19 protein-coding genes and 6 pseudogenes are annotated in these 26,306 nt (G+C 60.6%); 14 read left to right on the top strand and 11 right to left on the bottom strand.

Annotated elements, in window-relative coordinates:
• Positions 1-41: 41 nt before the first annotated feature.
• From ACFFDA_RS08150 to ACFFDA_RS08135, 4 genes and pseudogenes are all read right to left on the bottom strand, one after another.
• Positions 42-1,124 (bottom strand): annotated as a pseudogene (locus ACFFDA_RS08150) (hypothetical protein).
• Between the two features lie 166 nt (positions 1,125-1,290).
• Positions 1,291-1,456, bottom strand: a pseudogene (locus ACFFDA_RS08145) (transposase); the annotation flags it as partial.
• Positions 1,457-1,599: 143 nt separating this feature from the next.
• Positions 1,600-2,925: an MFS transporter gene (locus tag ACFFDA_RS08140; protein WP_404478627.1), complete on the bottom strand. Its 1,326-nt coding sequence runs from the start codon at positions 2,923-2,925 to the stop codon at positions 1,600-1,602.
• A gap of 135 nt (positions 2,926-3,060) precedes the next feature.
• Entirely contained in the window at positions 3,061-4,032 is a 972-nt protein-coding gene (locus ACFFDA_RS08135; RefSeq protein ID WP_404478626.1) for a phosphotriesterase, read from the bottom strand.
• Positions 4,033-4,728: 696 nt separating this feature from the next.
• Between ACFFDA_RS08135 and ACFFDA_RS08130 the strand changes: the two genes are divergently transcribed.
• Positions 4,729-7,188, top strand: coding sequence for a TonB-dependent receptor (locus ACFFDA_RS08130; protein WP_404478625.1), 2,460 nt, complete (start codon positions 4,729-4,731; stop codon positions 7,186-7,188).
• Positions 7,189-7,423: 235 nt separating this feature from the next.
• Positions 7,424-8,179 (top strand): TetR/AcrR family transcriptional regulator, encoded by a 756-nt coding sequence (locus ACFFDA_RS08125; protein WP_404478624.1) that lies wholly within the window; start codon positions 7,424-7,426, stop codon positions 8,177-8,179.
• A 575-nt stretch (positions 8,180-8,754) separates the two neighbouring features.
• Here ACFFDA_RS08125 and ACFFDA_RS08120 read toward each other — a convergent pair.
• A pseudogene (locus ACFFDA_RS08120) lies at positions 8,755-8,844 on the bottom strand (hypothetical protein); the annotation flags it as partial.
• A 147-nt stretch (positions 8,845-8,991) separates the two neighbouring features.
• Here ACFFDA_RS08120 and tnpA point away from each other — a divergent pair.
• From tnpA to tnpC, 3 genes are all read left to right on the top strand, one after another.
• Entirely contained in the window at positions 8,992-9,342 is a 351-nt protein-coding gene (gene tnpA, locus ACFFDA_RS08115) for an IS66-like element accessory protein TnpA (protein WP_404477676.1), read from the top strand.
• A complete protein-coding gene (gene tnpB / locus ACFFDA_RS08110; protein ID WP_011608149.1) occupies positions 9,339-9,692 on the top strand; it encodes an IS66 family insertion sequence element accessory protein TnpB in 354 nt (117 codons plus the stop codon). Before tnpA ends, tnpB begins: the two co-directional genes overlap by 4 nt.
• Positions 9,693-9,846: 154 nt before the next feature.
• Positions 9,847-11,373, top strand: coding sequence for an IS66 family transposase (gene tnpC / locus ACFFDA_RS08105; protein WP_404478319.1), 1,527 nt, complete (start codon positions 9,847-9,849; stop codon positions 11,371-11,373).
• Between the two features lie 160 nt (positions 11,374-11,533).
• Here tnpC and ACFFDA_RS08100 read toward each other — a convergent pair.
• Positions 11,534-11,995 (bottom strand): annotated as a pseudogene (locus tag ACFFDA_RS08100) (IS21 family transposase); the annotation flags it as partial.
• Positions 11,996-12,580: 585 nt separating this feature from the next.
• Here ACFFDA_RS08100 and ACFFDA_RS08095 point away from each other — a divergent pair.
• Both ACFFDA_RS08095 and ACFFDA_RS08090 read left to right on the top strand, forming a co-directional pair.
• Positions 12,581-12,667, top strand: a pseudogene (locus ACFFDA_RS08095) (DNA-binding response regulator); the annotation flags it as partial.
• A 127-nt stretch (positions 12,668-12,794) separates the two neighbouring features.
• Positions 12,795-13,861: pseudogene (locus ACFFDA_RS08090) on the top strand (IS630 family transposase).
• Positions 13,862-13,872: 11 nt separating this feature from the next.
• On the opposite strand, the gene ACFFDA_RS08085 reads toward ACFFDA_RS08090, so the two are convergent.
• On the bottom strand, positions 13,873-14,757 hold the full coding sequence (locus tag ACFFDA_RS08085) for a MerR family transcriptional regulator (RefSeq protein WP_404478623.1): 885 nt from the start codon (positions 14,755-14,757) through the stop codon (positions 13,873-13,875).
• A 163-nt stretch (positions 14,758-14,920) separates the two neighbouring features.
• Between ACFFDA_RS08085 and ACFFDA_RS08080 the strand changes: the two genes are divergently transcribed.
• The 3 genes from ACFFDA_RS08080 to ACFFDA_RS08070 are packed head-to-tail and all read left to right on the top strand — an operon-like array spanning position 14,921 to position 17,557.
• Positions 14,921-16,090, top strand: coding sequence for a cytochrome P450 (locus ACFFDA_RS08080; RefSeq protein WP_404478761.1), 1,170 nt, complete (start codon positions 14,921-14,923; stop codon positions 16,088-16,090).
• Between the two features lie 37 nt (positions 16,091-16,127).
• Positions 16,128-16,445 (top strand): 2Fe-2S iron-sulfur cluster-binding protein, encoded by a 318-nt coding sequence (locus ACFFDA_RS08075; RefSeq protein ID WP_404478622.1) that lies wholly within the window; start codon positions 16,128-16,130, stop codon positions 16,443-16,445.
• A 29-nt stretch (positions 16,446-16,474) separates the two neighbouring features.
• Positions 16,475-17,557 carry a zinc-binding dehydrogenase gene (locus ACFFDA_RS08070; protein ID WP_404478621.1) on the top strand — a complete coding sequence of 361 codons (1,083 nt, stop codon included), beginning with the start codon at positions 16,475-16,477 and terminating at the stop codon, positions 17,555-17,557.
• Positions 17,558-17,629: 72 nt separating this feature from the next.
• Here the strand turns inward: ACFFDA_RS08070 and ribB are convergent, their stop codons facing one another.
• On the bottom strand, positions 17,630-18,760 hold the full coding sequence (ribB, locus tag ACFFDA_RS08065) for a 3,4-dihydroxy-2-butanone-4-phosphate synthase (protein WP_404478620.1): 1,131 nt from the start codon (positions 18,758-18,760) through the stop codon (positions 17,630-17,632).
• The gene (locus tag ACFFDA_RS08060; protein WP_404478619.1) at positions 18,757-19,548 is read right to left on the bottom strand and encodes a DUF2889 domain-containing protein; all 792 of its coding nucleotides are present in this window, start codon (positions 19,546-19,548) and stop codon (positions 18,757-18,759) included. Before ACFFDA_RS08060 ends, ribB begins: the two co-directional genes overlap by 4 nt.
• Before the next feature lie 131 nt (positions 19,549-19,679).
• Here ACFFDA_RS08060 and ACFFDA_RS08055 point away from each other — a divergent pair, with 131 nt between their 5' ends.
• The gene (locus ACFFDA_RS08055; RefSeq protein ID WP_404478618.1) at positions 19,680-20,339 is read left to right on the top strand and encodes a TetR/AcrR family transcriptional regulator; all 660 of its coding nucleotides are present in this window, start codon (positions 19,680-19,682) and stop codon (positions 20,337-20,339) included.
• 5 nt (positions 20,340-20,344) lie between these two features.
• Here ACFFDA_RS08055 and ACFFDA_RS08050 read toward each other — a convergent pair whose 3' ends face one another.
• Positions 20,345-21,937, bottom strand: coding sequence for a class I adenylate-forming enzyme family protein (locus ACFFDA_RS08050; RefSeq protein ID WP_404478617.1), 1,593 nt, complete (start codon positions 21,935-21,937; stop codon positions 20,345-20,347).
• A 186-nt stretch (positions 21,938-22,123) separates the two neighbouring features.
• Here ACFFDA_RS08050 and ACFFDA_RS08045 point away from each other — a divergent pair, with 186 nt between their 5' ends.
• From ACFFDA_RS08045 to ACFFDA_RS08035, 3 genes are all read left to right on the top strand, one after another.
• Entirely contained in the window at positions 22,124-23,278 is a 1,155-nt protein-coding gene (locus tag ACFFDA_RS08045) for an LLM class flavin-dependent oxidoreductase (protein WP_404478616.1), read from the top strand.
• 41 nt (positions 23,279-23,319) lie between these two features.
• Positions 23,320-24,414, top strand: a complete 1,095-nt coding sequence (locus ACFFDA_RS08040) for an LLM class flavin-dependent oxidoreductase (RefSeq protein WP_404478760.1) — start codon at positions 23,320-23,322, stop codon at positions 24,412-24,414.
• Between the two features lie 97 nt (positions 24,415-24,511).
• The gene (locus ACFFDA_RS08035) at positions 24,512-25,312 is read left to right on the top strand and encodes an SDR family NAD(P)-dependent oxidoreductase (protein WP_404478615.1); all 801 of its coding nucleotides are present in this window, start codon (positions 24,512-24,514) and stop codon (positions 25,310-25,312) included.
• A 118-nt stretch (positions 25,313-25,430) separates the two neighbouring features.
• Here ACFFDA_RS08035 and ACFFDA_RS08030 read toward each other — a convergent pair whose 3' ends face one another.
• Positions 25,431-26,075: a carboxymuconolactone decarboxylase family protein gene (locus ACFFDA_RS08030; protein WP_404478614.1), complete on the bottom strand. Its 645-nt coding sequence runs from the start codon at positions 26,073-26,075 to the stop codon at positions 25,431-25,433.
• Positions 26,076-26,306 lie beyond the last annotated feature (231 nt).

Genomic DNA, 26,306 nt, shown 5'->3' with positions numbered 1-26,306 from the left:
GTCACCACTACATTTTGGGGTCGGGTTGAGCCTGCAGAGGCTCAGGTTTGCGGTGGCAGCTCGCTGATATTGGCCGGCAGCGCGATGCCGGTTGCTTTGAAGACATTCCCCACCTGGCCCGAGACGTGGGTGCGGGTGGTAATGACCTTGCCGTCCTTTTCGATGGTGGCTACCTGAAGGCGATCGAGATCGTTGAGGAGCGGCTGCCATTCGGGCTGTAAGCCCTTTTCCTGACACAAGCGGGTGAGTTCCTTGGCCAGCGTCAGAGCGAGGAACGAGACAAAGACATGGCCGCAGATGGCGGCATCGGACTGATGGAAGATGGGACGGGTATCGACGCTCGCCTTGGCGACGCGGAACAGGGCCTCGACCTGAAGCAGGTCACGGCAGCGGATGACGGCCTGCAACAGTGTGATCCGGGCATTGGTGCGTAGCACGCTGATACCATCGTAGCGGGCCTCGTCGGCAAGCTTGCCCATGTCGATCTCGAAAGTCTTGCCGCTGGCCTTGAGATAGCGGCGATAGGCTGAGTTACCGACCAGGGCCTTCGCCCTTCTTCAGCTGGGTCTGGAGGCCATCGATGATCGCTTGCCGGTCGGCCTTGTCCCTCTTTGCCTCCGCTTCGTTGAGCGTGACGACGTAGCGCTGGGCATCGGCGCCTTTGCCGACGCGCACTTCCTTGACCCACAGCTGAGTCCTCACTGCCATCAATGGCGTAGCTCTCCATCCAGTCCATGCAGGCTCGGTCCGAGCCGGAGACGAACAGGCGAGTGCAGTGTGGCGACGAATACGGCGCGCTCCACGGCAAAGCCGAACTGGCGGCCTTCCAGCACCTCTTCCAGTACCGCATCGACACCAAGCTGCTGCCACAGGCGCCCGAACAGCAACGGGTCGCCAATCCTGCGAGGTGCGATCCGGCCTGCATCGATATCGGACAGAATGACGCTGCGTTCGGCGTGCGGGGCAATCGAGGCGGCCAGCCTGTCGAGTTCACCACTGGCGGCCAGCACACCCTTGCGGCCCAGCGCTTTGATCGTGCGCTGGCGGACGGTTTTGCCCTCGCGCACGCTCTCGACCAGGTAAAGATAGCGGTGCCGGCGCGCGACTCGTTCGACGACATACATGGAAAGGTTGTTACTGCCTGTACCCGTAAAGATAAACCAAACCGCCAGTCATAGATAAAATGTTGCTAACACACACGGTTTTGCCGCCAAATCCACCCATAGTAAAATCAGATATTTACGATCCTGTGCTCACTCCTTGTTCCGCCAGCGCTGTTCAACTTGGGCATGGCCGATCATCTCGGGCATAGGCCCATAGCTGGCCAGTCTTCGTTCTGCCGCGCCCTGGGTCAAGCACCGGCGCAGTTGTCTCGTCAGCGAACACCCGCTCCGAGCGCCGCAGCTCTTCCAAGCGTGGGGTCGCGCAATGGTCGCAGATACCAGGCTGCTTGGCCCTCTTCCTTGGTGGACACATCCTTCACACCGCGTCACTAACCGAACAGGTGCGCGGAATTTCGCGCTTAAGCTTCCTCGGGCTGGCTGAGCCAATGCCTCTCCACTTTTCCGAAGCAAGTCCATTTCGCGCCTGTGCGCAAAATCAATTGGGATTGCGCCCGTTGTGCAAATGATCACGGCTCATTATGACAGCGAAGTGGGCGCATCCGCGCCAAGCGACCAGCACGGAAAGTACCGCTGCTCCGCCGCCCACGATCGAAAGTGCGCGACCGATTCCGCCTGGATTACCAGCAAAAAACAAATCCCCGACCCCACCGACTAACGCCGTGCCGCCAGCCAGGCCGCCAATGGTCAACAACATCAACAAAAGTGCCGAATTGGACCCTCGAAGCTCGTTAGGGGTCATCATTTGCATGGCTGCGACATTGCTGCCGAAATGGCCGCTGAAGCCAAACATAGCAACAAACCACATCACTACTGCAGCTTGCCAACTGGGCATGAGCGGCGCGGTCATCCCCACCACAACAATACAGGAGATTACCATGATCGTGCGTAAGTGGGCGTCCGAGCGTCCTTTGCGGATGAAATATCCAGTCAACGCGGCACCGGCGAGGGTTCCCGCAATACTGCCAATCAGCTGAATGGCCCCCAGCCATGCGCCAACCTGAGCCACATTCAGGCCAAACTGGCGGATCAGATGGGTCGGAAACCACGCCAGGGCGCCATAGTTGGCAACCCCCAACAGCATCACAGTGAGGTAGAATGGCGCGTAATCGCGACGACGATACCACAGATAATTTAGCGTCTGGAAAATGCTTTTGGCAGCAACGCGCTCGCCCCGGCGCGGTGGTTCGGGGAGCAGCAACAGGATCGGCACTAGCAAGAGGCTGGGAATGCTGACGACGATAAAGGCCAATTGCCACGGCTCAAGTTCACCGATGGCCAGTGGGGGCGGGTTCGAACTGAGGAAATTGATCAGATATCCGCCGACGAAGAATGCGATGCCGCCTCCCAAAAGGCCACCCATGACAAAGATACCGGTTGCCCTGACCAGCTTTCGCTCATTGAAACTATCAGCCAGCAATGAAAATCCTGCCGGGGCCAGGGCCGCTTCGCCGATACCCAAACCCATGCGCGCCGCGAAAAGCATCGTGAAACTGCTGGCGAAGCCGCAAGCGATCGTCATGAGACTCCACAGCAACATCCCAGCCGCGATAATCCAGGTGCGGCGCAACCGGTCAGCCAGCCAACCAAGGGGCAGTCCTGCAAACGCGAAGAACAGCGCGAAGGCAAAGCCCTGCAGCAAGCTTATTTGGAAATCGGAAATATGGAGTGCGTTGCGTACCGGCCCGACCATCATGGCTAGTATCTGCCGGTCGAGATAGGAACAGATATAGGCCATCAACAGCACGGCCAATAACAAGTTTGCGCGAGCGCGCGAAGGAAATGCTTCTGGATCCTTGATCATGAAGTAATGTCTCACCTTTGCGCGGAAAATAGATCATGCGCCATGCTTCGCGAGATTCAAGGCTGTTTAATGCGATCCCCGGGCACTGTGGAAGTTGTGCTCAGCGGGAAGCAGAAAATTAGGTATAATATGTGGTTACCGTAAAAAGGCATCCGCGAAGTATCGTCTCGGATTCTCAACCAGGATGTGATCAACTTCGTCTTTCCTCATTCCCATTTTCTTGAGTTCTGGTAGGATATTTTCAAATAAATGGGTCATCTTCCAATTTGGCAGCGCATTGTGCAACTCGATTGGATCAGCCCCGCGGATCCAGCCAAGCCAACAGCTCACGGCATCGTGCGACACGACCACGCGGTCTTTATGGCCTATATCGACCATTGCCTTCAGGTTGTGCATCCGCACGGCATCGGGCACTTCCGTTTCGATGCCAAAGCGGTCGAAACCAACGAAGGCGCCTCGGTCAGCGAGTGATTTCTGATAGTCGAGGTCGCGCGTTCCGCAACTGTGCCCGACGATCAAGCTGGACGCGCGAACACCTTGGCCGGTCACGATATCGATCTGATCATGCCCGCAGGTACAGTTCTGTGTGTGCGAGATCAATGGCACGCCAACGGCCTTGGCTGCCATGGCCGCAGCGGTCAGCATCTTTCGTTCATAATCCGTCACCTTGCCATCGCCGGTCGCTATCTTGATGACGCCGCAACGGATGCCCGTTTCGGCAACACCGATTTCGATTTCTTTGATGAAACATTCTGCGACCATTTCGACCGATAGAGCGTTCAAAGTGTAGGGAATGCCCATGGATTCAACGTAGGCACCCGTCGCACAGACCAAGTTGATGCCGCTTTTTTGTGAGACCTCTGCATAGAATTCTACATCGCGGCCAAGATCCATCGGGCATGGGTCGATTACGGTGCGGACGTCATAGCTATGTAGTTGCTGGAACGCATCAACAACGCGTTCGATCGCTTCCTTGCGCTTGAACGCAGGCGCGCAGGCATTCATAAACCATCCCGGCATCCCTATGAGCACATGTTCGTGGACCAGGGTCCGACCCAATTGCGAAGCAGGGATCGGACCAGTCACTGTGTTTACAATGGCATCCATTATTGTTCTCCGTTAATTTTGGCTCGCTGCGCAGATTGGACTCAGGATCGATCTTCGTCTGAAATGATCGCCAAAAGACAAGGCGGGCAATGCCCAGCGAGTGGCACACTGTAGCGGACTTAATGCACAGGCAACCCAGAAATGACCTCGCAATAGACCGTCAAGAGGAGTCTCTGCCGTAGACAGGTGCGGAATATTGCCATGCAGGGCCTTGCCTCGCTCCATACTCCTAATAGCCGCCAGTTAAAAAGTAGTCCGCGCTATATTTTGAAAATTGGGAGCGTCGTCAAGATGGAATTTTTTTGGTCGTGATTCCCGCGCTCCTGTCTCGCTGAGCGGTCACCGGGACGCCGTCACTCCACCCGTCATGAGGTCTACATTGCCCCCTATTTGCGGATAGCGTCCAAGGGTTTTGGCGGGCGGCTGGAATAACTGCATAATAGTAAGACGGCGGCTTCAATTCAGTCCTCATCGGGGAGAAATGTCCGAGGGCTTGCCCTCGCCAACTGGCCCCTGCCAGCTATAGGGCGGGTGATGGCGAGCGCCAGGCCCGGCCCCAGTTGGGGCTGTCGCGTCAATCGATACAATTAGCCTCTTGCCAGCCTCCTCAAATATAATATACGTGCTACATTGTTTTCCTACAGATCAATGAGGCCGCACCCGGAGCACACGGGTGGTTTACCTTGGAGGGGTTTAATGAAAATCACTGTTAAGTCGCCTGTCCGTTCCAGAATGGTGCCATCACTGCTGCTTAGTGCAGGCGTGCTGTTTTTGATCGAACCTGCTTGCGCACAAACCGCCGCGACTACCGGTCAGGCACCCTCTGCGGGTGGAGATGCTTCGTCGGCAGGAAGCGGCAACGAGGGCGATATCATCGTGACCGCTCGCAAGCGCGAAGAGTCGCTCATTCAGACACCAGTGGCGGTGTCGGCGCTGAATGCAGAAGGCCTCGCCCGCTATGCCGCAACGGACTTGAATCGCATCGCGGACAATATGCCTTCATTACAGATCACCCGGGCAGCTACGGGCACTGGCGCCTTGCTTGCCATTCGCGGGGTTTATACGCAGCAAGCCAATCCTGGCTTCGAATCCTCCGTTAGTGTCGCCATCGACGGCGTCCAGCTCAGCCGTGGCTATCTCGTCCAGACCGCGTTCTTTGACCAGCAACAGGTTGAAGTTCTCAAGGGGCCGCAGGCTCTCTTTTTCGGCAAGAACAGCCCGGCAGGTGTAATTTCGCTAAAGAGCAAAGGCCCTACCAGTACATGGGAAGGGTCTGCCAAGCTGGGGTATGAGTTCAACGCCAAAGAGCGCTATCTGGAAGCCGCGGTGGGTGGCCCCATTACGCCAGAACTCGGCATCCGCGTAGCGTTGCGAGCTTCTCAAATGGATGGCTGGCTGCAAAATACCTCCATTCCAATGGCCATTAACCCCATTGATGCCGCGAACTCTCCGTTGCCCGGTGCGACTAATAACGCGACCACCCCGGCCGCTAGGGCAATCGCTGGGCGCGTGACGTTGCAGTACGAGCCGAGCAGCGATTTCACCGCGACGCTAAAGGTTATGTATAGTAACTATCATGACAACGAAATCAGCGGTCTAAATCAGGCTGTCAGTTGCAATGGTCGCGACCATCCGACCAGTTCTGGCTTTCAGGACCCGAACGCGGATTGCATCCCCGACAATAGGCGCTCTTCCGGCACTTACAACTCTGCCATTTTGCAAAACTTTCCGATCGTAGATGAAAAACGATTCTACATGCAGAATAACAATCTGCTTGCTTCATTAAATTTGAATTGGAAAATAGGGGATAATTTAAATCTTTCCGCTACAAGCGGCGGATATAACTTGGATATGTCCGGGTTTGGAACTTATGATGCCACTACATACAACATATTTGGATCCGCAAATTTTGAAAAAACCAACATTTTTTCTCAAGAACTGCGCCTGACCTCCAGTTTTGATGCGCCGGTGAACTTGATGTTTGGCGCTTACTATGAACACATGAAGATGGAAACCGGAACCATCTCGCGTGGTGGCTTCGGCTTCCCGGTTCCGGTCGACCCCTCATTCGGCAATGCGTCCGTCGCCTCCGTGGCCGACAATTTTACCCGTGGCCAAACGGTTTCCGCTTTTGGCCAAGTGCTTTGGGACATCACCCATGACCTCCAATTTTCCGGCGGCGTTCGCTACACAAAGGAAAATAGAGATGCCGACCTGGGATTCACTTACATCAACACTTTGATGGCAGGCACTGCTTCTTTGCTCCCGGTCGGCCAGCGTCTCAAGTTCCCGTTCCGCGATTCCAACTTCTCTCCCGAAGCGACGCTGACCTGGCACCCAACGCCTGAACAGACTCTCTATGTCTCGTACAAGACGGGCTATAAATCGGGCGGTTTCTCGACAACATCGGTCATTCTCCAGTCCGATACACAATCCACACTCGGGTTCGGATCGGAATCGGCCAAGGGTGGAGAAATTGGCTATAAAGCACAGTTGTTCGATCGCCGTTTAACTTTCACGAGCGCGTTGTATAATTACAAGTTCAGCAACTTACAGCGCTCTTCGTTCGATGTGATAAATAATAAGTTCTTGGTGCGAAATGCTGCGGCATCTCGGTCAAGAGGTGCCGAATTCGAGGCTTCTTTCCGTGCCACCGATTCTCTCACGCTTCGTGGGTCCGCTGCATTCAACAAGTCATATTACCTCAACTATGCCACGGCCACCTGCTATGCTGGCCAAACCTTGGCAGAGGGTTGCTTTGTCGTTCCTGGTTCCACTGCAAAAGCGCAGGATCTGACCGGACGGGTGATAGCACTTGCGCCTCGGTTTAACGGCACGGCTGGCTTCTTATATGACATGCCGCTAACGTCTGGTCTTGGTTTGGCCATTACGGGCGACATGCGGTACGTATCTTCGTATCGCACCCAAGACGACGGTGTGCCTGGCTCGCAGCAGGCCGGTTATGCCAAATTCAACGCGAGCATTCGTCTTCATGAAGCCGATGACAAATGGAGCTTCTCGGTAATTGGCCTCAACCTCGCCAACAAGTATGCGATCCTTTACACCACATCGAAGCCTGGTGGAGACGCGGGTGATCTGTATGGGCCTGTCGAACGTGGTCGCGAAGTACGCATTGAGGCATCATATAGGTTCTAATGCGTATTCGATTTGATTGGATCAGCTTTAGCGCCCTAAGCTATTGGTCGGGCGCATTTTCCGAGTTGTCAGGTGTCTCCGTCTGACCGGAAAATGCGCCAGCGGCCCGTCGATCCCGCGTGCCAAGTCTGGCGGGAGGGATCGACGGGCGCTCTTGCGGCATGCCTTACGTTACTGACTTTCGATGCGGTGCTGGACGAATCGTCAGCACCTGCTACCTTAGGCAAAATCGGGGTTGCTGATCAGCATCTCGTTCGGCGAGGCAGTTTGGCAGGTGAGTAAAATTTTGGAAGCTCAAGAAAACTCTTTGGACGCTCACCCGGACAAACCAAGGGTTTACGCCAGTCCTTCAATACTCGAACGCCGGCGGCGGATACTTAAGGAGACGCGATTGATGGTCGCGGAGGACGGATACGAATTTTTCAGCGTCCGCAAACTCTGCCAACGTGCCGAAGTGGCGCAGCGTACGCTGTATAATTCCTTTCAGAACAAGGACCGATTGATCGCGATTGCGCTGCGCGAAGCTATCAAGGACTTGCATCGTAAAGAAAAATATAACACCGAGCGCAATTCAGTAGCCGGCATCCTTGATCGGGCCATAACTGCACACCGTCACAATTTCCGTGTCCCCAATTACGCGAAGGCGGTTACTTCCATCTATTTCGGCTCAAATACGCCCACTGACGTGCGGGATTCCCTCCGCGATATCTCGATCCAACGAACCCGAGAGTGGCTGGCTCACATGAATGCGAACGGACATGTTGAGCCTTGGGTTGATGAAGCCAAGTTTGCCGATATCGTCGCTGATGCGCAATATGCCGTCATCAATGATTGGGCGCAGGGGCGCGTGAGCAATGAAGGCTATATTTTTTGCCTGGTCGAAACGATGGTGCTGCTCATCAGCGGCGCGACTCGCGGACCCGTGCGAGAAGAAGCGGCGCAAATCATGACAGAAATGCGTGCAACCGGGATGTTGCCGAAATTCAGCTGAGGCGAGCCGCAGTCGTTCGCTAGAGCAGAGACCGATCCGATTGCATCGGTTCGGCTGCTCCAGGCTTTGCGCAACGCTCGTCATAAGCCTGGAGCACAACCCGCCGAAAAATGCGATCGCGATCGACTCTGGAGACAAGCCGTTCCGTTCGCACGCGTTCCTGCTCGATGAGAAATGGCATGATGGCTCCCTCAGACGGGACCGCCAGATCACCGACACGCGGTAGCAGCGGCCTCTGATCCTCATGACGTGAGGTGGTGGAAGACCTCCGCACCAGCGTAGCTGTGCGATGATGTTGTCGTTGTAGGTCCATGTGTGGACGACCTCCGCGGCGCAAGAGCTTTTCGGCAGTGACGACTTTGGTGGGGTGCATCCATGTGTTCGGCCTGTTCGCGCAGCACCACATGGTTGCTGGCCCTGATGAAGCCTGCAGGCTGGCTCCTAATCACGTCATCGCGCTCGAAGCGCTGTGACCCGCTGGGTTTCACCAACCCCCGGTCTGACCGGTTCGTCATCACTACTAAGCTGCTCCAACGCATCCCATCACGCGCGATTATCGAGCGATCGGGACCTATTTATGCGGCAACGGCGTAGACCTCCTTCCGCGTCATCACGGCCCAGGCAATTCGAGCTGTTTTGTTGGCGAGCGCCACTGTCGCGATCTTCGTAAGCGGTAAAAATCCCCCACATTTTCAGATGCTCCGAGGTTGGTAGTTTCGCCGCAATAAATGGCGAGGTTACCAGTGAGAGATGAAACTGATTTCGAAACATGTTTCGAAACGAACGCCCCGGGTCAGGTGCAGCGGCTTGACGTGATCGAAAGCCCGCGGGGCAAGCGGCACTGGACGCCCGAGGCGCGGGCGCAGATCATCGCGGAAAGTCTGGAGCCGGGCGCCAATGTGTCAGCGGTGGCGCGCCGCCACGGGATGTTTCCGCAGCAGTTGTACACATGGCGACGCGGATTGCGGGAGCGCGCAGAGGCGATGACCTTTGTGCCTGCGATGGTCGAGCGCGGAAAGGTTGACGAGTTGTCCAGCGCGGCAGTGCCACCAGTGAGCGGCCAGATCATCGTCGAGGCAAGCGGGCTGTTGATCCGCATTCCGCCCGACGTGAGCGCGGATCACATCGAGCGGGTGTTGTTGGCCGCGCGGGTGAGCGCGTGATCATCCCGCCTGGCCCCCTGAAGGTGCTGGTCGCAACGCAGCCCGTGGACTTCAGGAAAGGGATGGTGGGCCTTGCCTCGCTGGTCGAGCGTGAGCTCAGACTCGATCCCTTCTCAGGCATGCTGTTTATCTTCCGGGCGCGCAGGGCGGACCGGATCAAACTTCTGGTTTGGGACGGCACCGGGCTGGTGCTGGTGACCAAACGCCTGCACGATGGGAAGTTCCGTTGGCCACGCCCGGGCGACGGGGTGATGAAGCTGTCGGCGGCGCAAGCCTCGGCGCTGATCGAGGGGTTGGACTGGTCGCGCGTGCACGTGCCGCGCGTGCCCAAACCGCTTCATGCGCAGTAGGCCGCAAGCCTGATTCTGCTTGGCGCAAGGCTGTTCCTCGCGAGGCAAAATCCGCTAGAATGCAGGCGTGGCGGCGCATCCAGAACTCACTGCAGCGACCGGGCCTGAAGCCGGATACGACGAGCTTCCCGACGACGTCGAGCAGCTCAAGGCGATGCTGCTGGCCGAGCGCGCCCGCGCAGCGCGGCTCGAGCATATCCTCAAGCTGATCAACCGCACGACCTTCGGCAAGCGTTCGGAGAAGCTTCCTGCCGATCAGCTCGCACTGGCGCTGGAAGACCAGGCCGTGGCCCTTGGCGAAGCCCAGGGCCTGCAGGCTAAGACAAACGAAGAAACCGAGCGTCATGGCCTCGTGCCTCGCAAACGCCGGCCCGCCGATACACAGCGCGCATCGCTGCCGGCGCATCTGCCGCGCTTCGAGGTGGTGATCGAACCCGACAGCCTGGAATGCGCCTGTGGCGGCGCGCTGCACAAGATCGGCGAGGACCGTGCGGAACGGCTCGACATCATCCCGGCGCAGCACCGCGTCATGGTCACGATCCGGCCGCGCTATGCATGCCGGTGCTGTACCGATGGCGTACACCAGGCCCCAGCACCGGCGCGCGTAGTGCCGGGCGGCTTGCCGACCGAAGCGCTGATCGCCGATGTTCTCATCAACAAATACTGCGACCACCTTCCACTTTACCGCCAGTCGAAGATCTTCGCGCGGCAAGGCATCGAGGTCAGCCGCGCCACGCTGGCCAACTGGGTTGGCCGGGGCATTGCGGCGCTGCTGCCGATCGTCGACCGGATGCGCGTGGATGCACTTGCACGATCACGGCTGTCCGTAGACGAAACCACCGTCAAGGTGCTCGCACCGGGGACCGGCAAGACCAAAACCGGCTACATGTGGGTCATCGTCTGTGACGACCGGCCCCATGGCGGTGCCGATCCGCCGCTGGCGCTCTACACCTATATGCCCGGCCGCGGGGCCATGTGGGCCAGACAGCTGTTGGGAGCCTACCAGGGCATCCTGCAGGTCGATGCCTGGCAAGCCTACGACCAGTTCGGCAAGGATGACCGCGCCAATGCTGGCGTCTGGAAATCCTACTGCTGGGCGCACCTGCGACGTAAGTTTGTCGACGCGGGCAGTGATGCTCCGATCGCGCAGGATGCGTTGCAGCGCATCGCCAGGATCTACGGCATCGAAAAGGACATCCGTGGTCGCCCGCCCGAGGAACGCCTCGCTGTACGGCAGGAACGGAGCCGTCCGCTGGTCGAGCAGCTCCACGCCTGGTTCACCGCCATCAGCCCCCGCGTCATGGCTGGCTCGGCGACAAGCGACGCGATGAAATATGCGCTGAAACGTTGGGCCGGCTTCAGTCGGTTCCTCGACGACGGGCGGATCGAGCTCGACAACAACTCCGCCGAACGTGCCATCAGGCCAGTGACTCTTCAGAGGAAAAATGCGCTCTTCGCTGGCCACCAGCTCGGAGCCGAAAACTGGGCTGCGATCGCCTCGTTGGTCGAAACCTGCAAGATGCTGGACCTCGAGCCCTACGCCTACCTCTCCGATGTGCTCGCCCGGATCATCAGCCGCTCCGACACCGATCCAATCGACGACCTGCTCCCATACAACTGGGTCAATACAAACGCCGGGCAAACCATGTTCGAAATGAGCAACATCGCCACCGCTGCTTGATCACCGAAATTACATCGCCAAACCTGCCGTGGCGGCTCCACCGCCACGTGGGGGATTTTTACCGCTTACCGATCTTCGTGGGCTTGCGCTCGAGCAGGCCCGCCATCCAAGGTTGGCGAGCCGGATTCTTGCGCGTCCTACGCATGACAGCGGTCGAACCGACGACCACCCGCATCGGTTTGCCCGCGATCTCGACGTCCTCGTGGCTCCAGTCGAACTGGTAAGCCTCGCTTGGCCTGTACATCAACGGGATGAACACCTTCCCCATATCGCCGGCGTCGGCGCGACGCTCACGCTTCCAGCGCGCGGCATAGCGCCGCACAGCGTCATAGGAGCCGCCGAACCCTTCGCGCTGAAGCAGATCATGGATCCGCGTCATGCGAAGGCGGTCACGCCGGGGCAGCCCTTCATTCTGCTCGAGCAATTCTTCGAGACGAGCACTGAAAGGTCCGGTCTGCGGCCGGTGCTGCTCCTTACGCTCGTAACTGGCGTCCGCGTCCGGTGCCCGGACCGCCTTGCGCACCGTGTTGCGCGACAGCCGCAAATCCCGGGCTATCGCCTTGATAGGCTTCCCGTCCCGGTGCTCGCGACGGATCCTCGTAATCGTCTCCACAACCAACATCCCTGTACCCGCCGTCCGGAACCCAAACGGCGGCGCTTCTCATGATGAGATGAAGGGGGTCAATTTTAGACGCCGATCACCCCGCTAAGGGGGTCAATTTTGCACGCCGCTCCACAACACAGTGGAAGCTGGGGATGTGGAGCGCTGGTTCGCAGCGATCACCGCCACAAACCCGGTCCTGCGAAGGGAGGTGAGGGCCGCCGGCGTCCCGATCGCGACCAGGCCATACTCGCTTGCAGCCGCTATACGCTTGGCCGCCTGACCTCCCTGCTCGAGCAGCTAAACGTGCCGCTTCTTTATCCGACGATCTGTTCGAGCGCGGCGAGATCCGGGACCTGCTGTCGTTGGTCGCCCTCGACGCCGAGTTCGGCGGGCTTGGTCTGGTCCGGGTGGGCCAGTTTCCGGCGCATGGCGCGACGGAGCAGGACGATTTCAAGGTAAAAGTTGGGCCCGCGAGCCGAAACTGCCGGTGATAACCGCTCTCACGCGTCGCCGAAATTGAAGGTTTTTCAGACGTAGGTTGCTCCGGCCTCGCCCGGCTCGCCGGCGAGCCAGCCTTCGTTGGCGCCATGACGACGCTTTGGAGTGCATCGCATCGACGCCGAGCGCGACTACGTGCGGCTTCATGTGGGCGCGCAGAGCTACCTGCTGCTCCAGACCATCACGATGCTGACGGGGTGGCTAGGCGTTTCTCCAAGGCCGCTCATCGCCGGTGAAGCTTTGCGGCTAGTGGATTGATCGGGACAAAGGAGTCCGACTGAAGGATTCCAAGGGGACCGCGCACCTGTCAGATTGGGGCATGCGAACCGGTATCGAGATCAAGGTCACTTCAGAGGACACCCAGCGGCTTGAAGCGATTGTTGCTGCGCGTGGTTCACCGCAAAAGCATGTGTGGCGAGCCCGGATCATTCTGCTGACCGCTCAGTGCGAAGGCACTCAGGCGATCATGGCCGCGACAGGCAAATCCAAGACCTGTGTGTGGCGCTGGCAGGAGCGGTTCATGAAGGAAGGTGTGGACGGCTTGCTGCACGACAAGACCCGCCCGCCCGGCATTGCGCCTCTGGAGCCCACGCTGGTAGAGAAGGTCGTGGCGCTGACGCTTGAGCCACCGGCGCACGAGGCCACGCACTGGACGGTGCGCGCGATGGCCAAGGCGGTGGGCATTGCGGCCTCCTCGGTGGTGAAGATCTGGCACGAACACGGCCTGGCTCCGCACAGATGGCGCAGTTTCAAGCTGTCCAATGACAAGGCCTTTGCCGAGAAGCTGCATGAAGTCGTTGGGCTTTATGTCTCGCCGCCCGCCCATGCGATCGTGCTGTCGGTCGACGAGAAGAGCCAGATCCAGGCACTTGACCGCACCCAACCGGGCTTGCCGCTTAAGCGCGGGCGCGGCGTCACCATGACGCACGACTATAAACGTAATGGCACAACCACGTTGTTCGCCGCGCTCAATGTGTTGGATGGATCGGTGATAGGGCGCAACATGCAGCGCCACCGGCATCAGGAATTCATCCGTTTCCTCAACACCATCGAGGCCCAGATGCCCGCCGACAAGGCAATCCATGTCATCCTCGACACAAGCAGCCCAAGGTCCGCGCCTGGCTGGCCAAGCACCCGCGCTGGACCTTCCATTTCGTGCCCACGTCCTGCTCATGGCTCAATGCCGTCGAAGGTTTCTTTGCAAGACTCACCCGGCGGCGCCTGCAAAACGGCGTGTTCCACTCCGTCGTCGATCTGCAGGCTGCCATCAACCGTTTCATCAAAGAGCATAATCAGGAACCGCGTCCCTTCATCTGGAAGGCAGATCCCGACGAAATTATCGCCGCCGTCAGGCGCGGGCACCAAACCTTGGAAACAATCCACTAGTGGTTGCCCGGCTATGTAATGCCGCTCCGCTGCGGACTCTTTCTAGGACCGCAAACGGGTTTAGGTATATCGCCATGTTCCACTTGCTTGGCCGGTTCCTGCAATGCATTAACGGCTTTGTGGATGTTGCGCATGAAGGCCTTGAGGCGCAGAAGCCCGAAAAAATCGAGCATGAGCGGTAGTGCTCCTTGAAGCATCGTCGCAGCGTTCTCTTCATTGATCCGCCCGGCGCTTGCTTTGAGAAAGACCTCCGCTTCGCGCGCGGCCACCTCTTCCGCCGCCTGGAGATAGAAGGCGATGTTCTCCGGAGGGAACCCGGCTTCCTCCACGAACCCCAGTTCCCGGATCTGCGACCAGATCTCGACGAGCCTCGCGTCCGTCAAGCTAAGGCGGGGCTCGTCCTCGCTTTCGACGAGGTCGACCATTCCCATTCGCTCGAAAGTCCTGGCATCGCTCGCGGCCATCGCGTTGCGTCGGGCTATGACGGACAGGCCCACCAGGCGCGGTTCGTTCAGGCCGAAGCGGATTGCGAGCAGCTCTTCAAGATGTTGGTAAGTAACCGCCCCGGCGCCGCCATCGACGCTTCGCCCGTCGAGCAGTTCCTTGATCTGATCGAGCGTGAGGCGGCTGCCCTTCTGAAGTTCGCGGACTACCGTGATCGCCCGAACGTGCGATTCGTCATATTGGGCTTGGTTGCGCGCGAGGCGGTTGGGCTCGGGCAGCAGGCCCTTGCGCAGCAAGATGCGAATGACCTCGCGGTCGACGCCAGTCTTTTCCTCGAGTTCGCGCATTCGCATGGCGACGCAATAATCCCATCCATCCCGTTTCGACAACCCGATCGGCGGCCGCGCATAAAGTTTCCCGCCGACCTTCGCACGCTCTTGCCGGGCGAACATAACGCGTGTATCTGACACGCATAACGCGTGCTCTTAACACGCATAGATGATAATCCATACCACTGCAGGAGAGAAAAGCGTGGCCACCGACCTGGAAGAATCGCTCCGTGCCAAGGCGGTGCGCCCGGCGCACGTCCCTGCCGAGCGCGTGTACGACATCGACATGTACGCGCTCGACGGCATCGAGGAGGGCTATCACGAAGCGTGGAAGAAGGTGCAGCGACCCGGCATGCCGGATCTGGTCTGGACCCCGTTCACCGGCGGCCACTGGATCGCCACGAACGGCGAGACGGTGCGGGAAATCTACAGCGATCCCACGCGCTTTTCGAGCGAGGTGATCTTCCTGCCCAAGGAAGCGGGCAAGAAGTACCAGATGGTCCCGACCCGTATGGACCCGCCCGAGCACACTCCGTACCGAAAAACCCTCGACAAGGGCCTTAACCTGGGCCGTATCCGCAAAGTCGAGGCCAAAGTGCGCGAGGTCGCCGCCGATCTGATCGACGCCTTCGCCACCAAAGGTGCGTGCGACTTCGCGGCCGACTATGCCGGGATCTTTCCGGTTCACGTGTTCATGGCGCTGGCCGACCTGCCACTGGAGGATGTGCCGCTGCTCAGCGTGTTCGCGCGGCAGATGACGCGGCCGCAAGGCAATACTCCCGAGGAAATGGCCGCCGATCTCGAAGCCGGCAACAAAGGGTTCTACGCCTATGTCGATCCGATCATCCGCGCGCGCATGGGCGGCAACGGCGAGGACCTGATTACGCAGATGGTCAATACCGAGATCAACGGCAGGCCGATCGATCACGAGAAGGCGCAGGGACTTATCTCGCTGCTACTGCTGGGTGGCCTCGACACGGTCGTGAATTTCCTCAGCTTCTTCATGATCCACTTGGCCAGGCATCCCGAATTGGTCGCGCAACTGCGTAGCGATCCACTGGTGCTGATGCGCGGCGTGGAGGAGATGTTCCGGCGTTTCCCGGTCGTCTCCGAGGCGCGAATGGTCGCCAGGGATCTCGAATACGGTGGCGTCATGCTGAAGCGAGGCGACATGATCCTGCTGCCGACCGCGCTACACGGCCTGGACGAAACGCTAAATCCCGAGCCGTGGAAGCTGGACCTGGGCCGGCGCGGGATTTCGCACAGCACCTTCGGCGGCGGCCCGCACCGGTGCGCCGGCATGCATCTGGCACGCATGGAGGTCATCGTCACGCTGGAGGAATGGCTCAAGCGAATCCCGGAATTTAGCCTCAAGCCCGGCGCCCGGCCGTCATACTTCTCGGGGATCGTCGCGGCGGTGGAGAATGTCCCGCTCGTCTGGCCGGCAAGCCACTGACCGTTTCCCACTCTCCTTCAATTCATGAGGTCTATTCTTGACGACAATCACTGTAATTTCGCGGACGGGTGAGCGGTCCCAGATCGAAGCCGTCGCCGGCGCCAGCGTCATGGAGGCGCTGAGGGATTCGGGCGTCGACGAATTGCTGGCGTTGTGTGGGGGCTGCTGTTCGTGCGCGACCTGCCACGTGCACATCAACCCGGCGTTCCTCGACAAGCTTCCCGTCATGTCGGAGGATGAGAACGATCTGCTCGACAGTTCGGAGCATCGCACGCCGCAATCGCGCCTGTCCTGCCAAATACCCGTGACCGAAGACTTGGCCGGTCTCGTCGTCGAGATCGCACCAGAAGATTGAAGCGAAAACAAAAACGAGAGGATTTGAAGATGTTGGGACGCGCATCCGTTCTGGTCAAGCCGAACCAGCTGGAAACCTGGGACGTGAAGATCGCCGATCCCGAACCGGGTGGTGCGCTCGTCGCGATCGTTCTGGGGGGTGTGTGCGGCAGCGACGTCCACCTGCTTACCGGCGAGGCCGGCGAAATGCCCTTTCCCATCATACTGGGCCACGAGGGCATCGGCCGCATAGAAAAACTCGGTCCCGGCGTGGCGACGGACTACGCCGGCGAGGAGATCAGGGCGGGGGACCTCGTCTACTGGTCGCCGATCGCCCTGTGTCATCGCTGCTATTCGTGCAACGTCCTCGACGAAACGCCCTGCGACAGCACCCAGTTCTTCGAGGATGCCTCGAAACCGAACTGGGGCAGCTATGCCGACTTCGCATGGTTACCAAACGGGATGCCGTTCTACCGGTTGCCTTATCACGCCCAGCCCGAAGCGGTGGCCGCGCTCGGTTGCGCGCTGCCGACGGCGCTGCGCGGTTTCGACCGCTGCGGGCCCGTGCGGCTCGGCGAAACGGTGGTGGTACAGGGCGCGGGGCCGGTCGGCCTGTCCGCCGTCCTGATCGCGGCACAGGCGGGAGCGCGCGAAATCGTCATGATCGACGGTTCGCCGGGACGCCTGGAAGCGGCCCGGTCGCTCGGCGCGACGGCCACGATCGGGCTGGACGTGGCGGCGGACGAGCGCCGCCGCATGATCTACGACCGGGTGGGGCGTAACGGCCCCAGCGTAGTCGTCGAGGCGGCTGGCGTGCTGCCGGCGTTTCCCGAAGGCGTCGATCTCACCGGCAATCACGGACGCTATATCGTGCTGGGGCTGTGGGGCGCGATCGGCACGCAGCCGATCAGCCCGCGCGATCTGACGATCAAGAACATCAATATCGGCGGGGCGACGTTCCCCAAGCCCAAGCATTACTACCAAGCCCTGCACCTTGCCGTATCGCTCCAGGAGCGCGTGCCGCTCGGCGCACTCGTCAGCCATCGTTTCGGCGTGTCCCAGGCGGCCGAGGCCCTGAGCCTCACCAAGAGCGGTGGCACCATCAAGGCGGTGATCGACCCGACGATCTCCTGACCGGCATTCGCGGTTGAAGGCAAGACCTCCGCTGCCCGGCAGCGGGGGTCTTGTGCTGTCAGCCTCTTGCTATCAGACGGACGCGAGCGGCTTGCTGGCGGGCTCCGCATCGCTCACGAGCGGTACGCGGCTGACCACCGAGAGACCGAAACCCTCCAGGGCGGCCAGCTTGCCCTCGCTGGAGGACAGCAGGATCATCTCCTGCACCCCGAGATCGCGCAGGATCTGGGCACCGATCCCGTAATCGCGATAGCCCTGCGTATCGGCGTAGATCTTGCGGTTCCCCTTGACCCGTTCGGACGTCGACGCCGGGTTCGGATCGCGAACGAAGACGGCGACGGCGGGGCCGTCGTGCGCGGCCAGCATTCGCAGCGCTGCGGGCACGTAATCGCGATGCGCCGCGCGCCAGCCCAGCACGTCGGCCGTGAGGTCGAGTTGATGCACGCGCACGAGAGTGGGAACGCCCTTCCCGGGATTGCCTCGCACCAGTGCGACGTGCTCGCTCGCGTCGAGGACGTTGCGGTATACGCAGATGCGAAAATCGCCATGCCAGCTTTCGAACGGCGCTTCCACGACGCGCTCCACCAGGGTTTCGGAGCGGCGGCGATATTCGATGAGGTCGGCGATCGTGCCGATCTTCATGCCATGCTCGCGCGCGAATTCGATCAATTCGGGCAGCCGCGCCATCGAGCCGTCCGCGTTCATCACCTCGCAGATCACGCCTGCCGGCGTCAGCCCCGCCAGGCGCGAGATGTCGACGGCTGCCTCCGTGTGGCCGGCCCGTACCAGCACGCCGCCGTCCTTCGCGACGAGGGGGAAGACGTGACCGGGCGATACGACGTCATGCCGGCCCTTCGAAGGATCGACCGCAACCGCGATCGTATGGGCACGGTCATAAGCGGAAATGCCGGTGGTGACGCCCTCGCGCGCCTCGATCGAGATAGTGAACGCGGTGCCATGCCCCGATTCGTTACGCTTCGCCATAGGTGCGAGTTCGAGCCTGCCGGCGCGCTCGGCGGTCATTGCCAGGCAGATCAGGCCGCGGGCGTGAGTGGCCATGAAATTGATCGCCAGCGGCGTCGCGAACTGGGCCGGAATGATGACGTCGCCCTCGTTTTCGCGATCCGGCGCATCGACGAGGATGTAGGGGCGGCCGTTGCGAGCATCCTCAATGATCGCTTCGATCGGGGAAATATTAGTCATGACCCGGGATTCTTCAGGCGTCGGGCGACGTGCGGCGGAGGCGTTTCCTCCTCCACACCATCGGTGAAATCGCGGACATAGCCGAGCGAGCCCATGCCGCCGAGCCGCCGATCATGGGAATACGCCCAGCACATGCCGGCCATGCCCGCCGCGTTGGCCAGGGGCATGGGCGGTGCCCGGTCCACGACATGCTGCCGGCCACGGGCGACGAACAGCCCGCGCTGGAGCATCGTGGCCGCAAGCAGCGCGTCGCCCTGAAAAGCATCGCTCGCCCAGCGCATGAAGCCGGACATCAAGGGCCTTCCCGCAAACCGCGCTGGCGCGGTTATGCGACAGGCGGCCACGTGCCAGCGATGGACTATCGTGCCGTCGCGCGTGATCGATATCCATACCGGAGCCTCCGCCTGGTCCGGGATTTCCACATCCCACACGGCCGACCTGTCGATTTGCGCCATCGACCACAGCGCAAGATCGGCAAGATGCGTGCAATTCGCCGTCTGCGGAAGCCTTGCCATCAGAGCGGCCGCGCCCGTGTCCAGCGAATTGCCGACGAGGGACTGGAGGCCTGCCACCGAGCCTGGGCACATGTCGGTCGGAGCGCGATTGAAGCCGGCCTCTATAGCGGCGATGCGGGCGCGGTCGTGCTCGATCACCAGCCAGTAGGAATGATGGGTATCGTCGACTTGCGCCGTGACCGACCGCGCGTCTGCGACGAAGCGCAGTCGGCGGCGATATGTGCCGCGCCCGTAGGCGGGGTCAATTTCGAAGTGCGCCAGCTGGGGGATCATGTCGCCGTCGCTCCGGGTCTGCGCAGCGGTGCCGCACCGAACATCAACTTACTCGTTGACGAAACGCGTCGGCGATCTGCATGACGATGGCGCGAATGCATTTGCACAATGGCACCTGAGGGAAGTTTTGGATGAGCAAGGTCAGCAACTATTCTCGCCGCCGCGAGTCGGCGCAGAGCGAGGGCGGTGCCGATTATGCAGCCAAGCGGGAGGAGCTTATCCGGATCGCCGCGCGGCTCTTCAAGCAGCAGGGCTACCAGGCGACCAAGCTGGCCGACATTGCGCGCGAGGCCGGCATGGATCGCGCGACGGTGTATTACTACGTCGGCAGCAAAGAAGAGTTCTTCCGGGCGACGGTGGAAGGCGTACTCGACGCGAACATGGCCGAAGCGCAGAAGCTGCTCGACGACGATAGCCTCAGCTGGCTGGAGCGGCTCCATGCCATCTACATCCGCCTGATGGTTTCCTACGAAGAAAACTACCCCGCGACCTTCGTGTATATCCAGGAGCAGATGCACCAGGTGGGCGCCGACGAAACGCCCTGGGCGCAGGAAATCATGAAGAAGACGCGGGCCTTCGACAAGACGCTCCTCAGCTTCATCCGCGAATCGATCGCCTCGGGCGACTTGCGCGCGACCATCCCGCCGCGCCTCGTCGAGAATGCGTTGTTTGGTATGTTGAACTGGACACACCGCTGGTTCACGCCGGGCGGGCCGATGACCGGGCTCGAAGTGGCGGAGGCGTTCTGGTCGATCTTTATCGACGGGATGCGCGCGCCGCGAGAGGCGTGAAGAGGTCACAACCGCGCGCGCAAGGCGCGCTTGTCGATCTTGGTCGCCGACATCGGCCACTCGGTGGCGGTCAGGAAGTGGATCGCGCGCGGGACCTTGTAGCTCGCGATACGCCCGCGGCAGTGCGCGATCAGCGCCTCTTCCCCAAGCTCGTGGCCCTCGTAAAGTTCGACGAAGGCGACGGGCACTTCATCGAGCCGGGGGTCGGGCCGGCCAACGACTTCGGCCGTCTTGACTGCCGGATGCGTACATAAGAACGCTTCGACTTCGATCGCCGCCACGTTCTCCCCGCCGACTTTAAGCATGTCCTTGCAGCGGCCGCCGAACACAAGGCTGCCGCTTTCGAGGCGTGTGTAGAGGTCCCCGGTCCGCAGCCAGCCGTCGGGGTCCAGGGCCTCGCGCGTCTTTTCCGGCGCATCCCAATAGCGATCCATGACGTTGTAGCCGCGGACCAGAATCTCGCCCATGGTCCCGTCGGCCAGATCGACTCCGGTTTCGGGGTCGACGATGCGGACCTCGACGCCTGGGCTCGCCTTGCCCTGCGTCGTCGCGCGCGACTGGCGCGTTTCGTCCGCGTCACAGAGCGCGAACACGCCCGCCGTCTCGGTCATGCCGCAGGCCTGGATGATCTCGGCACCGGGAAACAGGTCCTGCACCCGCGCGACTAGCGTCGGCGGCGCGATGAGGAAAAGGTAGCCAAGGCTTGCGAATTTCGCGGGATCGAAGTCCGGATGGTCGATGATTCCCTGCACGATCGCCGGAAACCAAGGCCATGCCAAGGTGACGCCATATTCGGCCATCAGCGCGATCGCACGTCCGGGTTCGAACCAGCTGTCGGCCAGGAAAGTGCCGGCTGCACCGATCGACCCGATGAACGGCGCGAGACTGCCGATGTGGAACAAAGGCCCGCCCGCCCAGGTGACATCGAGCCCGCCGGAGGAAACCCGGTAGCGCGCCCGTTCGACAGGGCCCCGCGTCACGGCTTCATGCGGAAGCACGCACCCCTTCGGATTGGCGGTCGTGCCGGAGGTGTAGATTATCAACGCCGGATCGCGAACCCGAACGCATTGGCGCACACGATCGACGGTTGGCGTATCAATTTCGTCAGCGAAGGCGAGAAAAGCCTCGCGGCCAAGGATGTCGCCCACGCCTTGTCCTCGTATCAACACCACGTGACGGAGATCTGGGGCGCTTTGCGGGGTGGGCAGCGCCTCCGCGACGATTTGCAAGAAATCGACAGGATCGCTGTCGTGGCGGCTTGTGAGCAGCACCGAGGCCCGCGCGTTCGCGATGATGTACCCTATTTCCGCCGCGCGATGGCGGGCGTTCAACGGAACCGCAACGCAGCCCGCCAGCATGGTCCCGAAGAAGGCTTCGGCGAACTCGATGCTGTTGGGGATGAGCAGGGCCACGTGTTCGCCGCGTCGCACGCCCAGCCCGTGGAGCGCCCGGGCGACGCGAATGGCGCCATCCCGAAGCTGCGCATACGATGCCTTCGCATTGGGCAGGGCCAGCGCGACGCGTTCTGGATGCGCGTCCGCGGCGTGCAAGAGGAGGTCGCCTACGGTCGCGACCTCGGTTGTCAGAAGTGCCGGCATCGTCCTCTCCATCGCGTCCGTTGATCGGCGTCGATGCTCTTATGGAAAAAACAATGGCCATCCGTCAACACAGGAGTTGACAGCGCGGCTTTTTGTGGTCGATATCGCAGTCAACACCTGTATTGACAACGATCCGCTCCGACTCCCTCCATGGGCGAGCAATGCGGACAAAAAGGCTGGAGTGGGATGAAATATCACCTGATGCAAACTGGCGTCGTAGGGCGCCGGAAAGAAATCGAACAAGGGATGGCCGGGCAGCGGCCAGAGTTGTACCAGCGCTTCCTTGAAGAAGTGCGCGGCTACGTCCAGCTAGCCGACGAACTGGGGTTCTACGGCTATTGCCAGCCCGAGCACCATCTGCAGATCGAAGGGTTCGAGGCGAACAACCATCCCGGCATGTTCAGCCTGTTCGTCGGCCAGAACAGCAAGCGGCTGAAGGCAGGCATCATGGGCTACACCATGACCACGCACAATCCCGTGCGCGTCGCCGAGGAGATAGCGACGCTCGACCACATGCTGCAGGGTCGGCTCTACTGCGGCTTCACGCGCGGCTACCACGCCCGTTGGGTCGACGCCTACGGCATCAAGGAAGGCGTGAGCGCGACCACGCCGGACAACGTCAAGGCGCGCGACAGCCAGGACGCGCGCAATCGTTCGCTGTTCGAGGAAGGCGTCCGTGTGGTCAAGAAGGCCTGGACCAACGACGTCTTCAGCCACAAGGGCGAAAACTGGCAGTTCCCGCCCGAAGGAGGCTCGTCCGGACATCCCGCCTACGCCAAATACGGCAAGGGCCAGGACGAGCACGGTATCGTACGCGAAATCGGGATCGCCCCGCGCTGCTACCAGGATCCGCACCCCCCGATCTACGGCGGTTTCGCGGCATCGGGCCGCACCATCGACTTCTGGGCGGAAGAAGGTGGCAAGCTGATAGTGCTGTCGGACAACCTCGACTTCTGCGAGAACCTCAACAACCGCTACATCGCCACCGCCGCCAAGAATGGCCGTGAAGTCACCAAGACCGATGCGTCCGCCTGGGGCGGGTTCCTGATGCTGACCGACGACAAGGATCATGCGGCGAAGCTCATGGAAGAACATATGTGGTTCTGGGACGAATGGTTCATCCCGATGGGCCAGCGGCCGCCGAACGTCCTGATCGGATCGGCCGACGAAATCGCGGACCGGATCGGCCGTGCCCACGATCGGCTCGGTTTCGACGAACTCTTCCTCATGTTCGGCCAGGGCCATCTGGAGCCGGAAGCGAACAAGGAGGAACTTGAGAAGTTCATCAGCAAGGTTGCGCCGCGCTTCTCCACTAAGGCGGACGACGGCACGTTCGTCTGAGCACATCAGAGAACACTATTCGAGGAGAGGTTATCATGGCAATGCAGTGCGGGATCTTCATGACCCCCTACAATCCGCCCCATCGCACGCCCCGGCAAGTCTTCGACTGGGCGCTCGACATCGCCCGGATCGCGGACGAGGCGGGCTACGTCGACTTCATGATCGGTGAACACTACACCCTGGGCTGGGAAAACATCCCGATGCCCGAAGCGATCATCGCAGCCTGTGCGCAGACCACCAAGAGCATCCATTTTGCACCGATGGCGCACCTTTTGCCGTATCACGATCCGGCGACGCTCGCGATCCGCATCGGGTGGCTCAGCCAAGTCATGGAGGGTCGCTATTTCCTGGGCGTGGCGCCCGGTGGGCATCATACCGACGCCATTCTCCACGGCTTCGAAAACCTTTCCGAACTGCCCCCACGGCAACTGGAAGCGCTGCATCTGATGGAGCGGGTCTGGGAAGGAAAACCGTTCCTCGAAAAGGGCAAGTTCTACCAGGCCGGTTTCCCTGGGCCCGAAACGATGCCGGAATATGACGTCATCATCGCCGACAACGGACCCTACGGCGGGCGAGACAAGCTCGAGATCGCCGTGACTGGCCTGTCGCAGAACTCGTCCTCGATGCGGTTCGCGGGCGAGCGCGACTATTCACCGATCTCGTTCTTCGGCGGCACGCCGCAGATGAAGGCGCACTGGGATACCTGGGCTGCGGCAATGGAAGCCAAGGGTCGCAAAGCTGACCGCAAGCGCTACCGAGTATGCCGCGACGTCTTCATCGCCGATACCGATGCCGAGGCCAAGCGGCTGTTCCTCAAGAGCGGCTTGGCCGAAACCTGGTCGAAGTACCTCAAGGAAATCTACGTCAAGTTCGGTCTGTTCAACGGGATCATCGCCGATTCCGGTAAGGACGTGACGCCCGATACCATCGACGAGGATTTCCTCGCCGAGCACGTCGTGCTGTGTGGCTCGCCGGAGACGGCGATCGAGAAGCTCGAGACCCTCGCCGACAAGGTCGGGGGCTGGGGGCAACTCGTCTACAACCAGCACGACAGCATCGACGATCCCAAGCCCTGGGAGGAATCGCTGCGTCGCCTCGCGACCGAAGTCTGCCCCAAGGTTCGTAATCCGGTGTGAATCCACCCGATCGGCTCCGCGCGATCGAAGGGCGCCGATCGATAACCTCGGGACGGGGTGGCCACATGGCCATCCCGTTTTTTAGGAGTTACCGCAAATGGGTAATCGTCTCGACGGCAAGGTATGCGTTGTCACCGGAGCGGGCAGTGGCATGGGCCGGGCCTGCGCGCAGGAGATGGCCACGCAAGGCGGCCGGGTCGTCGTGACCGACGTCAACGAGGACGCCGGTCGCGCCACGACCGCTACCATAATCGAAGCCGGCCATGACGCCGCGTTCTTCCACTGTAACCTTCGCGATGCGCAACAGATACGCGAACTGATGGACTTCGCTGCAAGCCGATACGGCGGTATCGACGTTCTCCACAATAATGCCGCCGTACACGAGACCGATCTTACGGCGAACACGTCAATCGAGGAACTGCCGGACGAGGTCTGGGACACCGTCTACGAGATCAATCTCAAGGCGCTGTGGCTCGCCATCAAGTATGCTGTGCCCTATCTGAAGCATTCGACCTGCGGCGCTGCGATCGTCAACGTCGCATCCACCGGTTCATTCGTCTCTTACCCCCAAGCCGGTGCGTATTGTGCCACCAAGGGCGGCGTTCTGATGCTCACCAAGGCGGCTGCCGTCGACCTGGCAAAGTACAACATCCGCTGCAATTGCTATTGCCCCGGAGCCATCGATACGCCGATGGTCCAGAAATACTATGAAGCCGCTCCCGACAAGGACGCGATCATGTCGGTGCTCACGGGAGCGCACCTGATTCCTCGTCTGGGTCGACCGGACGAGATCGCCAAGCTGGCATGCTTCCTGGCTTCGGAGGACAGCAGTTTCATCAACGGGTCCGCTTACGTGATTGACGGTGGAACGCTGGCCTGGCGCGGCGTCAACGCCTAGTTCTGTGGAACCGGTCGCGACCGCCCGACGTTCGACGAAGGCTACGAAGCCCGAACGGGGTGGTCCGGCCGGACTTCACTCGCCGATTGGGATGGGCTGGTAGCACTATCTGCCACAATCAGGCTGTGCCGCTGTGCGGGGGAGCATCTGATGCGATCGCCATGACCTGTTCGAGGGCGATCCGGCCTGCCCCCAACGCTACGGCATTCGCCAGATGCAGGCGAAAACCGGGAAGAAAGCGATGCGTCGGCGTGGCATCGCAGGCCATCGCGGTCAGTTCCTTTATCTTCGCGCGAACCTGCCCGCTTTTCCACGGCACTGCGCAATAGGCGAAGAAGGCCTTGAACTGCTCGGTTGAAAGCAGGAGCATCGATCTCAGAAAGCCGGGCAATTCGCGCTCGAAACCGATCCAGAAGGGGTCGTTTCCGACATACTTGTCCCACAACTGCTGCTGCTCGCCCGTCAGCGTATCGTCGAGCGCGAATCCTGCGGCTCGCGCCTGCACGAGCACCGGTGCAGATGCGACCATGAGAGTGTGCACACCCAAGCCGGACACGAGCGAGAGGATTTCCTGGACCTGCGCGGGGGTTGCTCCGGCCTCGAACGCCCGCCCGATAGCCGTTTCGACAGCCGCTCGATCCAGGGACGTGACTGAAACGCGTACGCCGAGCGTAATGAGTTGAAGGTCGGCGGTACTCAAGCTTTCGCCGGGTTCGCGTGCTGCTGCCTCAGCCAACGCACGAAGGTCACTCACAGACACCATTTGCCTCTCCTACACCTTGACCCAAACGCATGAGATAAATTTTCCAGTTCTGTCAACTTTACCGTTGACTGACGAAATTGATCCGGTCAACATTAGTGTTGAAGGCGGACAAGGAAGCCGCTTCGTAAATCGATTGGGGATGAAGATGCGACTTCTGAAAATTTCGCTGCGTGCCGTATTGATGGGCGGCACTGCCTCGGCACTTGCATGCGGCGCGCCCGCCCAGGCACA

The organism is Novosphingobium sp. BL-52-GroH, assembly GCF_044813085.1.
Lineage (GTDB): Bacteria > Pseudomonadota > Alphaproteobacteria > Sphingomonadales > Sphingomonadaceae > Novosphingobium.
The sequence above is the reverse complement of the archived record's forward strand: the minus strand, read 5'-3'. Positions and strand labels throughout refer to the sequence as shown.